We start from the raw sequence: 14,215 nt of genomic DNA on the forward strand, positions 1-14,215 counted from the left end.
GGGCACCTGTGCGCCCGGCCGGGCAGCCTCACCGCGCCCGGCGTCCGGCGGGGAGGTCGCCGTCCCGCTCGCGTAACAGGGAGCCGTCGCGCACGTAACACGGCGGAAGCACGCTGAGGAGCATGCAGAACTCCGCGACGCCCACCCACTGCCCCTACTGCGCCCTGCAGTGCGGGATGAATCTCACGCCCGTCCCGGACGGGGGCGTGGAGGTCACCGAGCGCGCGGACTTTCCGGTGAACCGGGGTGCGCTGTGCGGCAAGGGCCGTACAGCGCACCAGGTGCTCTCGTCCCGGGTGCGCCTGACCTCCCCGTTGGTGCGCTCCGAGGGCAAGCTGGTGCCCGCCACCTGGGACGAGGCGCTGGACCGGATCGCCGGGGAACTGCGGCGTACGCGTACGGAGCATGGTCCGGACGCGTGCGGGGTGTTCGGCGGGGGCGGCCTGACGAACGAGAAGGCGTACACGCTGGGCAAGTTCGCCCGGGTCGTCCTCGGCACCTCGCAGATCGACTACAACGGCCGCTTCTGCATGTCCTCCGCGGCGGCCGGCGGAATCAAGGCGTTCGGCCTGGACCGGGGGCTGCCGTTCCCGCTGGAGGACATCCCGAAGACGGGCTGTGTGATCCTCGTCGGCTCCAATCCCGCCGAGACCATGCCGCCGTCGATGCGCTTCTTCAACGAGCTGCGCGAGAACGGCGGCACGCTCATCGTCATCGACCCGCGCCGCACCAAGACCGCCGAGCAGGCGGACCTGCATCTGATGCCCCGCCCGGGCACCGACCTCGCGCTGGCGCTGGGCCTGCTGCACCTGGTCGTCGCCGAGGGGCAGGTCGACGAGGCCTACGTCGACGAGCGCACGGCCGGCTGGGAGGAGGCCCGCGCCGCGGCGATGGCCCACTGGCCGGAGTACGTGGAGCGGATCACCGGCGTTCCCGTGCCCCAACTCCGCGAGACCGTACGGATGTTCTGTGAGCCCGAGGCTGCGATGGTGCTGACCGCGCGCGGACCCGAGCAGCAGTCCAAGGGCACGGACACCGTGGGCGCCTGGATCAACCTGTGCCTGGCGACGGGCCGGGCGGGGAAGCCGTTCTCCGGGTACGGCTGTCTGACCGGGCAGGGCAACGGACAGGGCGGGCGCGAACACGGCCAGAAGGCCGACCAGTTGCCCGGCTACCGCAAGCTGGACGACCCGGCGGCGCGGCGGCATGTGGCCGAGGTGTGGGGAGTCGAGCCGGACTCGCTGCCCGGCCCCGGACGCAGCGCCTACGAGTTGCTGGACGCCCTGGGTGTCGACATCAGGTCGCTGCTGCTGATGGGCTCCAACCCGGTGGTGTCGGCGCCGCGTGCCGCGCACATCGAGGAGCGCATCAAGTCCCTTGATTTCCTTGCCGTCTGTGACGTCGTGCTGTCGGAGACTGCGGAGCTCGCCGACGTCGTCCTGCCGGTCACGCAATGGGCCGAGGAGACGGGCACGACGACCAACCTGGAAGGCCGGGTGCTGCTGCGCCGCCAGGCGATCACCCCGCCCGAGGGGGTGCGCAGCGACCTGGAGGTCATGCACGCGCTCGCCGACCGGCTCGGTGTGGAGAAGGGCTTCCCGACCGACCCCGAGGAGGTCTTCGAGGAGCTGCGCCGGGCGAGCGCTGGCGGGCCCGCGGACTACTCGGGAATCACCTACCGGCGACTGGCCGAGGAGAACGGGGTGTTCTGGCCGTGTCCGGCGGCCGATGCGGAAGCGGGACATCCCGGCACGCCCCGCCTCTTCCTCGACCGCTTCGCCACGCCCGACGGCCGCGCCCGCTTCGTCCCCGTCTCGCACCGGGCCTCCGCCGAGGAGCCGGACGAGGAGTACCCGGTGCTGCTGACGACCGGCCGGGTCGTCGCCCAGTACCAGTCCGGCGCCCAGACCCGGCGCGTGGACGAGCTGAACGCCGCCGCACCGGGCCCGTTCGTGGAGCTGCACCCGCGGCTCGCGGCCCGGCTGGGCGCGGCCGAGGGTGACCCGGTGGCGGTCGTGTCCCGGCGGGGCCGGGCCGTGGCACCGGCCCGCATCACCACCGGCATCCGTCCCGACACCGTCTTCATGCCCTTCCACTGGCCGGGCGAGGGCCGCGCGAACACCCTCACCAACCCGGCACTCGACCCGACCTCGCGGATGCCGGAGTTCAAGGCGTGCGCGGTGCGGCTGGAGACGGTGAAGTCGTAGGCACGGGGCCGTACCCGTGCCGGGCGGTACGGGGGCCCGCAAAGGGCGGTGCCGTGCGTTCGGCGCCGGGAATGACGCCGGTGCGGCTCACGAGCTCGACGGCATCGGCACCGAGGAGTCGCTGGGCCGTTGGCCCGGGAGGGGCGCCGCCGTTGCCGGGAGGCGGGCTGCCGCCGTCTGCGCTGCCCGCGCCGGTGTTCTCAGGCGGCGAGGGTCAGGACGCCGGCCGTCAGCGGGTGGGGTGGCGAGGTGGCGGAACCTCACGAACCCGGTTCTCCTGGCGGGGGCGCCGAACGTCCTCAGCCGCGGACCAGCCAGTCGCCGCTGCCGATCAGCTTGCCGCGAGCACGTAGTTCGGCGGCCACGGCAGGGGCGGCGACGTACACCCACGCCCGCACGGACACGCCGTCGGTGTCCCGTACGACGTCGCACTCGATCCGCTCGTAGAGGTTCTGGGGATCGCCGGGGGCGTAGTCCTCGAGCCGGTCCAGGGCGACCAGGAGGCCGTCGTACGCCTCGGGGTGGGCGGTGACGAGCTCCCCGTGGACGGTGCCCCCGGGCTCCTGGACGGCGTAGGGATAGCCAGGGCCGTCGTACAGCACCACGCCGTCGAGGCGCCCCCGTTCCTCGGAGCCTGTGCGCCCGCGGAGGAAGTGGTCGTGGTTGACCTCTCCGGGGCGAAGGGTGCCGTAGACGAAGAACGGGAGTCTCACGGAAACGATTCTCTCTCCACACACACCGGTGCCGGACATGCACAGACGCCCTATGGACATGACATGTCATGGCCCCTTAAATCTCAGGCAGCACTCGCGCCTCCTCGCTTTCCCCCCACGCGCCCCAAGGCGCCTTTTCAAGGAGACAGATGAGCCGGATACGTCCCGTTCGCCCTGTCCACACCCTCATGGGGTCCCGTCTCGCCACGGTCGGCATGGCCGCCACCGCCGCGGCCCTCCTGGCCACCGCACTCTCGCCGACCGCGGGCGCGGCCGACAGGCCGACCCGGGCCACCGCGATCGACAACGCGGCGGACGTGCTCGTGGCGCAGGCCTCGAAGCTGGGCCTCACCACCGCGCAGGACACGAAGGTCCGGGACGTGGTGATCGACAAGGACGGCGGGCAGCACGTCCGCTACGACCGCACGTACCGCGGAATCCCGGTACTGGGCGGCGACTTCGTGGTCCACCTGGACGCGAACGGAACGTACCGCAGCACCGACAGGGCCACCCGCCAGTCGATCGCACTGTCCTCGGTCACCCCCGGCCTCGCCGCCCCGAAGGCCGCCGACCTCGCGGCGAACGCGCTGCGCGCGGCCAACCTCGGCGAGACGCTGAAGAAGCTGACGGCCAAGCCACAGCTGGTCGTCGACGCCCTGCACGGCGCGCCCAAGCTGGCCTGGCAGACGAACGTCGTCGCACAGGACTCGCTCGGCAACCCGGTCGGGCGCACGGTGCTGACCGACGCGGGCACGGGTGCGCAGATCGACGCGTGGGACTCGATCGAGACGGCGTCCGGTGACGGGAAGTCGCTGTACGGCGGGACGGTGCCGCTGGAGACGACGCTGTCGGGATCGACGTACCAGCTCAAGGACGCGACGCGCGGAAACACGTACACGGGTGACGCGGCGAACAAGACGGACCTCTGCATCCTGGGCATCTGCATCAGCCGCGCTCCGGCGACGCTCTTCACGGACGCCGACAACCACTGGGGAACGGGGGCGACTTCGGACCGTGCGACGGCGGCCGTGGACGCCCAGTACGGCACCGACGTCACCTGGGACTACTACAAGAACGTCCACGGGCGGAGCGGTATCGCGGGCGACGGCAAGGGGTCGTTCAACCGCGTCCACTACGGCAACAACTACAACAACGCCTTCTGGGACGACAGTTGCTTCTGCATGACGTACGGCGACGGTGACGGGACACAGCTCGGCCCGCTCGTGTCGCTGGACGTGGCGGGCCACGAGATGTCGCACGGTGTGACGTCGAAGACGGCGGCGCTGACGTACTCGGGTGAGTCGGGCGGCCTGAACGAGGCCACGTCGGACATCTTCGGAACGCTGGTGGAGTTCTACGCGGGCAACTCCACGGACGCCGGGGACTACCTGATCGGCGAGAAGATCGTCCGCTCCGGCTTCGGCCGGGACGCGCTGCGCTACATGGACAAGCCGTCGAAGGACGGCAACTCGGCGGACTGCTGGAGTTCGACGGTCAAGGACCTGGACGTGCACTACTCGTCCGGCGTCGCGAACCACTTCGCGTTCCTCCTCGCCGAGGGCAGCGGCGCCCGGACGGTGAACGGCGTCAGTTACAACTCCCCCACCTGCAACAGCTCTTCGGTGACGGGCATCGGCCGGGACAAGGTGGGTGCGATCTGGTACCGGGCGCTGACGGTCTACATGACGTCCTCGACGAACTACGCGGGTGCGCGCACGGCGACGCTGAACGCGGCAAAGGACCTGTACGGCTCCGGAAGCACGGAGTACAACACGGTGGCCGCGGCATGGAGCGCAGTGAACGTGGGTTGAGGGCTTGAGGGATTGGCAGATCCGTCCCCCGCCGGTCTCCGGCGACCTGCGCTTTCACCCGGGCAAACGGAACAGATCCGCCAATCCCTCAGGCAGACCGGCGGGGCTACGCCCCGTACGGCCTCAGCTCCCTCGCCTCTCTCAAGCCCCTCCCCCACCACACCAGCTGGTCCAGCATCGCCTTCGCCGCCGCCTGCGGTCCCGCTGGGTCCTTCAGCCTTCCCTCGTCGTCGAAGGACGCCCCCGCGTTGTGGAAGGACACCGTGTCCCGGACCGTCACCGCGTGCAGTTCCGCGAAGACCTGCCGGAGGTGTTCCACCGCTCGAAGGCCGCCCGACATGCCGCCGTACGAGACGAGGGCGACGGGCTTGGTCTGCCACTCGGTGTAGTGCCAGTCGACGAGGTTCTTGAGGCCGGCGGGGAAGGAGTGGTTGTACTCGGGGGTGAGGACGACGAAGGCGTCCGCGGTGGCCAGTTTCGGGGAGATTCCGGAGAGGGCCGCCGTCGCCTCCTGGGTGCGGGCGAAGGACATCGGGAGGTCCGTCTCCGCGACGTCCACGACCTCGGGGAGCAGGTCCTCCCGGCCGTGCATCAGGTCGAGGAGCCAGTCCGCGACGACGGGGCCGAAGCGGCCGTGGCGGTTGCTGCCGACGACGAGGGTGACCTTCAAAGGGGCGTCTGTGATCTGCATGAGGGACAGCCTGATACCTCAACAAAGCTTGAGGTCAAGCCCCGGCCGCCGATACCGGGTCACCCGGTCGCACCCTCGCTCTGCGCCCTTCGGGTTCTCTTCCGCGACACCTCCGCCCTACGCCGGTGACCTGCCCAAACACCGCCACCGCAGCCCCGCCGCATACCGACCTGACACCCATTCACCCCATTTCTGACGCACCCTCAGGAAGCGCGCTCGGCCCGCTGCCACTTACCTCGGAAGGGCAGGGAACACCGAAGAGCTCGAGGGAGCACCGATGCGCCGTACCGTCCGCATGCTGACCGGCACCGCGCTCGCCGTCGCGGCCGCGGGGCTGGTCGCCGCACCGGTGTACGCCGCGGACGCCGGGAGCCTGGAGGTGTACCCGTCCTCGGTCGTGCCCGGCGGACAGGTCACGGTGAACACGGCGGCGTGCGAGGACGGCGACACCGCGGCGGGCGACGCCAGTGCGGTGGGCGCCGAACCGTTCACGCTCGCGCCGAGCACCCATGAGCAGGACGCGATCGGACAGTTCCAGGTGCCGGAGAGCGCGCAGCCGGGGACGTACGAGATCGTCGCGACGTGCGCGGAGGGCGGCCGGCGGGTGACGGGCGACCTGGTGGTCACGCTCACGTCCACCCGTCAGCAGGTGTATCCCCGGGGAAGTGTGAAGACGGGGGTCGGTGGCGCGCTTGGCCCCGATCCCGTGCAGACCGCGGCCGGTGTGACGGCTCTCGCCGTCGCCGCCGCGGGCGGTACCTGGCTCCTGCATCGCCGGGCGAGAGGCGACGGGATCTGACGGACACCCTCCGCTGTCCGTCCGCCGGTACCGCATGTCCCCTCCCCCTCCGGGTCCGACGCCCCTCGCGGCCCGGAGGGGGACAGGGGCAGGCCCAGCGAAAAGGAGGCTCGGCATGCGCAGACATCGCAGCGCCGGCAACTTCGTCATAGCGGCGGTCACCGTCGTCGCCCTGTGCTGCGGCGCCTGGCTGCTGCGCAGTGGCGCCGCGACGCACGCACCGCCGCAGCCCTCCGCCGCCGAGGCCCGCGCCGACCACGCCGACACACGCTCCGCGCCCGCGCTGCCGCCCTCCCCGCCGGACCGCATCCGCATCCCGTCGATCCGCGTGAACGCCCCCCTGATGGGACTCGGACTCACCCCGACCGGCAGCCTCGACGTCCCGCCCGCCGAGAAGGAGAACCTCGCCGGCTGGTACGAGGCCGGCACCACCCCCGGTGAGACGGGCACCGCGATCGTCGCCGGGCATGTCGACAACGCCGACGGTCCCGCCGTCTTCTACGACCTCGGCGCCCTGAAGAAGGGCAGCCCCATCGAGGTGGCCCGGCGCGACGGCGGCACTGCCGTCTTCTCGGTCGACTCCGTCGAGGTGTACGACGCCAAGGACTTCCCCGACGAAAAGGTGTACGGCGCGGCGCAACGGCCCGAGCTGCGGGTGATCACCTGCGGCGGGGGCTACTCACGGGCGACCGGCTATCAGGGCAACGTCGTCGTCTTCGCGCATCTGACCGGCAGCCGCTGAAGCACCGTCGAGCGTGTTCGCCGAGGCACCACCGAGCATGTTCTCCTTGCCCCAGTCCCCCAGCGGCCCCAGCGCCTCGTTGAGTGTCTCGCCCCGCTCGGTCAGGGAGTACTCGACCCTCGGCGGCACCTCGTCGTACGCCTCCCGGTGCACGATGCCGTCCGCCTCCAGCTCCCGCAGATGAGCCGCGAGCACCTTCTCCGTCACCCCCGGCAGCTCCCGGCGCAGCTCGCCGAAACGGCACGGCTTCTCGTGCAGCGCCCAGAGGATGAGCACCTTCCACTTGCCGCCGATCACATCCATCGCCGCGTCGATCCCGCAGACATACGTGCCCGGCCGCCGTGCCCTCGCCATGCCGCCCCCTCTTCCTGCCTGGACTCTTTCCCGGCGGTAACCACCCACTCTCAAGTACGTACTTGAGCAGGCGCTTCCCCACGAACAACCCTAAGCGGCATGACTGACAACGCCCTCACCGCCAAGACTCCGCTCACCCTCCTCGGCGCCGGTGCCATGGGCACCGCCCTCGCCCGCACCTGGCTCGCCGCCGGCCATCCCATGACCGTCTGGAACCGCACCCCCGCCCGCGCCGAGGCCCTGGCCGCCGAGGGCGCGACGGTCGCCGCGAGCGCCGCCGAGGCGGTGGCCGCGAACCGGCTCGTCATCGCCTGTCTGCTGGACGACGCCTCGGTAGGCGAGGCGCTCGACACAGCCGATCTCCAGGACAGGGACCTGGTGAACCTCACCACCGGGACGCCGGGCCACGGGCGCGCGAGGGCCGCCTGGGCACAGGCCCGCGGCGCCCGTTTCCTGGACGGCGGGATCATGGGCACACCGCCGATGATCGAGGCGCCGGACTCCGGTGCGTACGTCTTCTACAGCGGTGCCGCCGACCTCTTCGAGGAGCACCGCGACACCCTCGCCGTGCCGGCCGCGACCACGTACGTCGGCGCGGACCCGGGGTTCGCCGCGCTGCACGACGTGGCGCTGCTGAGCGCGATGGACGGCATGTTCGCGGGCATCACCCACGCCTTCGCGCTGATCCGCCCGGAGGACATCGCCCCGAAGGACTTCGCCCAGCTGCTTGCGGAGTGGCTGACCGCGATGACGTTCATGGTGCACAAGGCCGCCGACCAGTTGGAGAGCGGCGACTACGCCAAGGACGTGGTCTCCAACCTGGCCATGCAGTCCGCCGCCAACGCCACGCTGCTGCGCACGGCCGAGGAGCAGGGCGTGAGCACCGAGCTGCTGACGCCGTACGCGGACCTGATGGCGCGGCGGGTCGCGGACGGGTACGGGCACGAGGACATCACGGGGGTGGTCGAGCTGCTCGTGCGGAAGCAGTCCTGAGCGGGCCGGGTGAAGTCCGCTGCGGTTCGGCAGCGCCCCCAAAAGGCGCGGGGCCGTCTCCGTTTGCGGCTGCCGCCGTGTGGGCGCGACCAGCCACGACGGCGCCGCAGACGAACAACAACCCGTCCACCGCACTCCCAGCGGAGCGCTCAGCTCACGTGCGCGGCGATCGTCCGCGCACACTCCAGGGACTCGGTCCCCGCGGTGTCCACCTCCACGTCGTACACCACCCCCTGGTGGACGATCTCCGCCTGCTTCTCCGCCATCCCGCGCACCCGGTCGCCGCGGGCGATCTCCCGGCCCGCGGCCACCGCGGCCTCGCAGCGGACGCCGACCCAGAGCACGTCCAGGCCGTCGAGGACCCCGCGCCAGCGGTCCTGGGTCGACGGTCCACCGAGGAAGACGTCGTCGATGATCACGCGGACGCCCGCGTGGACCATGGCCGCGATGCCCTTGGCCCAGGCCGCTTCCAGGGCCATGTACTCCGGGCCGACGTGGACCGCGCCGTCCGGGGCGAACTCGATGCCCGCGCCCTGCCCCGGCATCGCCTCGATCAGGGAGTCGACCCCGAAGGCCAGCCACGGGTCCGGCAGCACCGCCTGCAGACACCGCACGATCCCGGACTTGCCGGAGCTGGAGCCGCCGTTGACCACGATCACCTGGGTCGCCATGGGGTCACCGTAGGTCAGGCGAGCCACTGCTCGTACGCCATTTTCGTCACCAACGCGAAGACCACCGTCAGCAGCACGACGCGGACGAAACCACTCCCCTTCTTCAGTGCCGTGTGCGCGCCGAGCGTGCCGCCCGCCAGGTTGAACACGGCCATCAGCCCCGCCAGCTGCCACAGGACCGTGCCCTGCCAGGCGAAGGTGGCCAGCGCGCCGGCGATGGGGGTCCCACCATGATCACGGGCTTCAGTACTTCCGTGCTCATCCCCGCCGCGAAGAACGCCCCCGCCGAGGAGCCCGCGAGGGCCGCGAGGCCGATGCGGACCGCGAGACGTACGTCGACCGGGGCCTTGCGGGCGTAGGTCACCGCCGCGCCGGACGTGCCGACGATGGCGACGGCCTTGTTGGTACCGAGGGCGTACGCGGCCGGGGTGCTCGACGGCAGGCCCAGCAGCAGGGCCGGAAGCAGGAGCAGGCCCCCGCCGCCGACCACGGCGTCGATCCAGCCGACAGCCAGAGCCGCGAGGCACAGGACGACGAGGGTGGTCAGCGATATGTCGGGCATGATCGGGACCCTGGACAGGAGATAGGTGTCCAGTCCATCGAGATGAGCTTCGGCTGAGCCTCGTAGACGATGTCACCTGCATGGATTCCGCTGGTTTCGCCACCTCACAGCCCGCCCCCGGCGCACTCCCGGAACCCTCACACTCGCTCACTGCCCCCGCTGAGGGCAGCGTTCCTCGCGGGAAACAGATGTGATGCGGTCGGGTAACACCGGCAACGCACGCTCCTGGACATGACCTCGAATACGCGTGTGGTGGTGATCGGCGCCGGGCTCGCGGGCGTCCGTCTCGCCCGGCGGCTCGGCGAGCTCGGCACGCCCGTGACGCTGATCGGCGAGGAGGAGCACCGCCCGTACAACCGGGTACTGCTCGCCGAAGTGCTGGCCGGACGGTACAGCCCCGACGTGATCGCGCTGCCGGCCCCCGCGGAGCTCACCCGCGCCCGGGTCACCGGCATCGACCGGGAGGCGCGGACCGTCGAGTGCGCGGACGGTTCGAAGATCGCATACGACCGGCTGGTCCTGGCCACCGGCTCGAACCCGGTGCTGCCGCCCCTGCGCGGTCTGTTCACCCCCGACCACGTCCTGCCGGAGGGCGTCCACGCCTTCCGCACCATGGACGACTGCCTGGGCCTGTCCAAGGCGGTCAGGCCGGGTGCGAAGGCGGTCGTCATCGGCGGCGGACTCCTCGGAGTCTCCGCCGCCCGGGCGCTCGCCCAGCGCGGCGCCCAGGTGATCCTCGCCCAGCAGTCCGAGCGGCTCATGGAGCGCCAGCTCGACCCGAACGCCTCCCAGCTCGTCCGGCGCCATCTGGGCGAGCTCGGCGTCGAGGTCCACACCGAGCTGCGGGTGCGTGACGTGCGCTGCGTCAACGGCGCGGTCCGCTCGGTCGAGATGGCCGACGGATACGCCCTCGACGCCGACCTGGTGGTCCTGGCCTGCGGGGTCCGCCCGCGCGCGGGTCTCGCCTGGAGTGCGGACCTCGAGGTCCGCAAGGGCATCGTCGTGGACGACGAACTGCGCACCTCCGACCCGTACATCCACGCCATCGGCGACTGCGCCCAGCACGACGGAAACGTCTACGGGCTCGCCACTCCGGCCCTCGAACAGGCCGAAGTGCTCGCCGAATTGCTCGCCGGCCGGGCCACCGCCCGCTACACCGGCACCCGTTCGCTGACCCGGCTCACCCTGCCCGGTCAGACCGCCTTCGACCTCGCCGCGTTCGGCGAGACGGAGGCACTTCCCGGCGACGACGTCGTACAGCTCGCCGATGCCACCCGAGGCACCTACCGCAAGGTCGTCGTCCGCGACGACCGCCTGGTCGGCGGGGTCCTCGTCGGCGAACTCGGCACCGTCGGCGCGCTCGCGCGCGCCTGGGAGGGAGCAGAGCCGCTCCCCGACGACGGTCCCCTGCTCCACCTGCTCACCAACGATGGAGGCTCCTGATGACCGCCACCCCGGAGGCCACCCCCACGATCGTGCTCGTCGGCCACGGCATGGTCGGCCAGCGCTTCCTCGAAGCGCTCGCCGAGCGCGGCCTGACCGCCACGCACCGCGTGGTCGTGCTCTGTGAGGAGCCGCGCCCGGCCTACGACCGCGTGGCGCTCACCTCGTACTTCTCGGGCAAGACGCCCGAGGACCTCTCGATGACGGACATGGCGTTCATCGAGAAGGAGCGCATCGAGCTCCACGTCGGCGACCCGGCGGAGACCGTCGACCGTGACGCCCGCAGGGTGACCGCCCGCTCCGGCCAGGTCTTCGACTACGACGTCCTCGTCCTCGCCACCGGCTCGTATCCCTTCGTACCGCCGGTCCCCAACAAGGACGCCAAGGGCTGTTTCGTCTACCGCACCATCGAGGACCTCCTCGCCATCGAGGAGTACGCCAAGACGCGCACCACCGGTGCCGTGGTCGGTGGCGGTCTGCTCGGCCTGGAGGCCGCGGGCGCGCTGAAGGGTCTCGGACTCACCTCCCACATCGTGGAGTTCGCGCCGCGCCTGATGCCTGTGCAGGTCGACGACGGCGGTGGCGCGGCGCTGCTGCGCACCATCGAGCAGATGGGGCTGAGCGTCCACACGGGCGTCGGCACGCAGGAGATCGTGGTCGACTCCGAGGGTGCCGTCACCGGTATGAAGCTCTCCGACGGCTCCGAACTCGCCACCGACCTGGTGGTGTTCTCCGCCGGTGTCCGCCCCCGCGACCAGCTGGCCCGCGCCTGCGGCCTCACGGTCGGCGAGCGCGGCGGCATCACCGTCGACGAGCAGTGCCGCACGGTCGCCGACCCGCACGTCTTCGCGATCGGCGAGTGCGCGCTGGCCGCCGACGGCCGGGTGTACGGCCTGGTCGCGCCGGGTTACGAGCAGGCCGAGACGGCGGCGGCGACCATCGCGTCGGACGAGGCCTCGTTCGTCGGCGCCGACCTCTCCACCAAGCTGAAGCTGCTCGGCGTGGACGTGGCCTCCTTCGGTGACGCGCACGGCGCGACCGAGGACTGCCTCGACGTCGTCTACTCCGACTCCCGCTCGGGCCTGTACAAGAAGCTCGTCATCGGCCGCGACGGCACGCTGCTCGGCGGCATCCTGGTCGGCGACGCCGAGGCGTACGGCACGCTGAAGGCCTTCACGGGTTCGGTCCCGCCGGTCTCGCCCGAGTCGCTCGTGCTGCCCGCCGGTTCCGGCGAGTCCGTCCAGCTCGGCCCCAGCGCGCTGCCGGACGACGCGATCATCTGCTCCTGCAACAACGTCCGCAAGGGCACGATCCGCGGCGCGGTCACCGAGCACAACTGCACCACCGTGCCCGAGGTGAAGAAGTGCACCAAGGCCGGTACGACCTGCGGCAGTTGCGTCAAGGTCCTCGGCCAGCTGGTCACCGCCGAGCTGGAGGCGTCCGGCGTCGTCGTCGACAAGGGCCTGTGCGGCTGCTTCTCGCAGACCCGCGAGGAGCTCTACGAGATCGTCCTCGCCCTGCGCATCAGCACCTACCAGGACCTGCTGGACCGCTACGGCCGCGAGGGCGCCCGGGGCGGCGACGGCTGCGAGACCTGCAAGCCGGCCGTGGCCTCGATCATCGCCTCCCTCGCCTCGACCATCGGTGCCGACGTCTACGTCCTGGACGGCGAGCAGGCCGCGCTGCAGGACACCAACGACCACTTCCTGGCCAACCTCCAGAAGAACGGCTCGTACTCGGTCGTCCCGCGTATCCCCGGCGGCGAGATCACCCCCGAGGGCCTCATCGTGATCGGCGAGATCGCCCGCGACTTCGGCCTCTACACGAAGATCACCGGCGGTCAGCGGATCGACATGTTCGGCGCCCGCGTCGAGCAACTCCCCCTGATCTGGACGAGGTTGGTTGACGCCGGCTTCGAGTCGGGACACGCCTACGGCAAGTCCCTGCGTACGGTGAAGTCCTGCGTGGGCCAGACCTGGTGCCGCTACGGCGTCCAGGACTCGGTCCGGATGGCGATCGACCTGGAGCTGCGCTACCGGGGCCTGCGCTCCCCGCACAAGCTGAAGTCGGCGGTGTCGGGCTGCGCCCGCGAGTGCGCCGAGGCCCAGTCCAAGGACTTCGGGATCATCGCCACCTCGGGCGGCTGGAACCTGTACGTCGGCGGCAACGGCGGCGCCACCCCGCGCCACGCGGACCTGCTGGCCCAGGACTTGAGCGACGCCGAACTCATCAAGCTCATCGACCGGTTCCTGATGTTCTACATCCGCACGGCGGACCGCCTTGAGCGTACGTCGACCTGGCTGGAGCGCATCCCCGGCGGCCTGGAGCACGTACGCGACGTGGTGGTGGAGGACTCCCTCGGCATCTGCGAGGAGCTGGAGTCACTGATGACCTCGCATGTCGCCCACTACCGCGACGAGTGGTCCGACACCATCAACGACCCCGAGAAGCTCGCCCGGTTCGTGTCCTTCGTGAACGCGCCGGACACCCCCGACCCGGTCGTCGGCTTCGTCCCCGAGCGCGACCAGATCAAGCCCGACCTGCCCCTGCTGTCCATCGGCATGCGCCCCGCCGAAGACGTCCTGGAAGGAAGCGCCCAGCGATGACCCTGGCACCCGAGACGACCGCCCTGAAGATCCAACTGCGCCTCGACGACAGCTGGTTCACGGTCTGCGACCTGAACGTCCTGCTGCCGGGCCGCGGCGTGGCGGCCCTGCTGCCCGACGGTCGGCAGGCGGCCCTCTTCCGCGACCGCGCGGGCGAGCTGTACGCCATCGACAACCGCGACCCCTTCGGTGGCGCGGCGGTCCTCTCCCGCGGACTGACCGGCACCCACGAGGGCCGGCCGTTCGTCGCCTCGCCCCTGCTGAAGCAGCGCTTCGATCTGCTGTCGGGGCAGTGCCTGGACGATGAGACGGTACGGATCCCGACGTATCAGGTGCGGGTGTCGTAACCGTCGGGGTCACCGGCCCTGTCTGCGAGAACGGAGCCGTCCGCCGGGAAACCCGGTGGTCGGCTCCGTTCCGTGACGACGTAGCCGCCGTTGCCGGTGCTCGACGGATTGAACTTCCACTTGCCGGTGAACTTGGCCTTGCCCGAGATGGTGAGGGTGAAGTCGTGCCACACCCCCTCGTCGGCCTGGGCGGTGCCGCCCCCCCCCGAGGGTCAAGGCCAGGGCAAGGCCGACGCCTCCGGCCGCCATCGACGCCCTGCGCAGGATCGTGCGCAT

General features: G+C 71.0%; 13 protein-coding genes and 1 pseudogene. 8 read left to right on the forward strand and 6 right to left on the reverse strand.

Going from position 1 to position 14,215, the window contains the following annotated elements; all coding sequences use genetic code 11:
• The first annotated feature begins 122 nt into the window (after positions 1-122).
• Positions 123-2,207 (forward strand): molybdopterin oxidoreductase family protein, encoded by a 2,085-nt coding sequence (locus tag TN53_RS21605; RefSeq protein WP_046260223.1) that lies wholly within the window; start codon positions 123-125, stop codon positions 2,205-2,207.
• Between the two features lie 299 nt (positions 2,208-2,506).
• Here the strand turns inward: TN53_RS21605 and TN53_RS21610 are convergent, their stop codons facing one another.
• Complete coding sequence (locus tag TN53_RS21610; protein WP_046260224.1) at positions 2,507-2,920, reverse strand: gamma-glutamylcyclotransferase family protein; 414 nt, start codon at positions 2,918-2,920, stop codon at positions 2,507-2,509.
• A gap of 149 nt (positions 2,921-3,069) precedes the next feature.
• On the opposite strand from TN53_RS21610, the gene TN53_RS21615 reads away from it, so the two are divergent.
• Positions 3,070-4,731 carry a M4 family metallopeptidase gene (locus TN53_RS21615; RefSeq protein WP_046260225.1) on the forward strand — a complete coding sequence of 554 codons (1,662 nt, stop codon included), beginning with the start codon at positions 3,070-3,072 and terminating at the stop codon, positions 4,729-4,731.
• Positions 4,732-4,837: 106 nt separating this feature from the next.
• Here TN53_RS21615 and TN53_RS21620 read toward each other — a convergent pair whose 3' ends face one another.
• Positions 4,838-5,422, reverse strand: a complete 585-nt coding sequence (locus tag TN53_RS21620) for an NADPH-dependent FMN reductase (protein ID WP_046260226.1) — start codon at positions 5,420-5,422, stop codon at positions 4,838-4,840.
• A gap of 277 nt (positions 5,423-5,699) precedes the next feature.
• On the opposite strand from TN53_RS21620, the gene TN53_RS21625 reads away from it, so the two are divergent.
• Entirely contained in the window at positions 5,700-6,221 is a 522-nt protein-coding gene (locus tag TN53_RS21625; protein WP_046260227.1) for a hypothetical protein, read from the forward strand.
• Positions 6,222-6,336: 115 nt separating this feature from the next.
• A complete protein-coding gene (locus TN53_RS21630; RefSeq protein ID WP_046260228.1) occupies positions 6,337-6,963 on the forward strand; it encodes a class F sortase in 627 nt (208 codons plus the stop codon).
• Here the strand turns inward: TN53_RS21630 and TN53_RS21635 are convergent.
• Positions 6,901-7,317, reverse strand: a complete 417-nt coding sequence (locus TN53_RS21635) for a winged helix-turn-helix transcriptional regulator (RefSeq protein WP_046260229.1) — start codon at positions 7,315-7,317, stop codon at positions 6,901-6,903. The genes TN53_RS21630 and TN53_RS21635 overlap by 63 nt on opposite strands.
• A gap of 99 nt (positions 7,318-7,416) precedes the next feature.
• Here TN53_RS21635 and TN53_RS21640 point away from each other — a divergent pair, with 99 nt between their 5' ends.
• The gene (locus TN53_RS21640; RefSeq protein ID WP_046260230.1) at positions 7,417-8,310 is read left to right on the forward strand and encodes an NAD(P)-dependent oxidoreductase; all 894 of its coding nucleotides are present in this window, start codon (positions 7,417-7,419) and stop codon (positions 8,308-8,310) included.
• Positions 8,311-8,459: 149 nt separating this feature from the next.
• Here TN53_RS21640 and cpt read toward each other — a convergent pair whose 3' ends face one another.
• Together cpt and TN53_RS21650 are read right to left on the reverse strand one after the other, a co-directional pair.
• Positions 8,460-8,981 carry a chloramphenicol phosphotransferase CPT gene (gene cpt, locus TN53_RS21645; RefSeq protein ID WP_046260256.1) on the reverse strand — a complete coding sequence of 174 codons (522 nt, stop codon included), beginning with the start codon at positions 8,979-8,981 and terminating at the stop codon, positions 8,460-8,462.
• Positions 8,982-8,995: 14 nt separating this feature from the next.
• Positions 8,996-9,543: pseudogene (locus TN53_RS21650) on the reverse strand (TSUP family transporter).
• 231 nt (positions 9,544-9,774) lie between these two features.
• Here TN53_RS21650 and TN53_RS21655 point away from each other — a divergent pair.
• Genes TN53_RS21655 through nirD form a run of 3 tightly spaced genes read left to right on the forward strand, consistent with a single transcriptional unit; the run spans position 9,775 to position 13,939 of the window.
• Positions 9,775-10,986, forward strand: coding sequence for an NAD(P)/FAD-dependent oxidoreductase (locus tag TN53_RS21655; protein ID WP_046260231.1), 1,212 nt, complete (start codon positions 9,775-9,777; stop codon positions 10,984-10,986).
• On the forward strand, positions 10,986-13,592 hold the full coding sequence (nirB, locus tag TN53_RS21660; RefSeq protein ID WP_046260232.1) for a nitrite reductase large subunit NirB: 2,607 nt from the start codon (positions 10,986-10,988) through the stop codon (positions 13,590-13,592). Before TN53_RS21655 ends, nirB begins: the two co-directional genes overlap by 1 nt.
• On the forward strand, positions 13,589-13,939 hold the full coding sequence (nirD, locus tag TN53_RS21665; RefSeq protein ID WP_046260233.1) for a nitrite reductase small subunit NirD: 351 nt from the start codon (positions 13,589-13,591) through the stop codon (positions 13,937-13,939). Before nirB ends, nirD begins: the two co-directional genes overlap by 4 nt.
• On the opposite strand, the gene TN53_RS21670 is transcribed toward nirD, so the two are convergent.
• Positions 13,921-14,112 carry a hypothetical protein gene (locus TN53_RS21670; RefSeq protein ID WP_046260234.1) on the reverse strand — a complete coding sequence of 64 codons (192 nt, stop codon included), beginning with the start codon at positions 14,110-14,112 and terminating at the stop codon, positions 13,921-13,923. The two genes, nirD and TN53_RS21670, sit on opposite strands and share 19 nt — an antisense overlap.
• Positions 14,113-14,215 lie beyond the last annotated feature (103 nt).

The sequence above is a fragment of the Streptomyces sp. WM6386 genome (genome assembly GCF_000972385.1).
GTDB lineage: Bacteria > Actinomycetota > Actinomycetes > Streptomycetales > Streptomycetaceae > Streptomyces.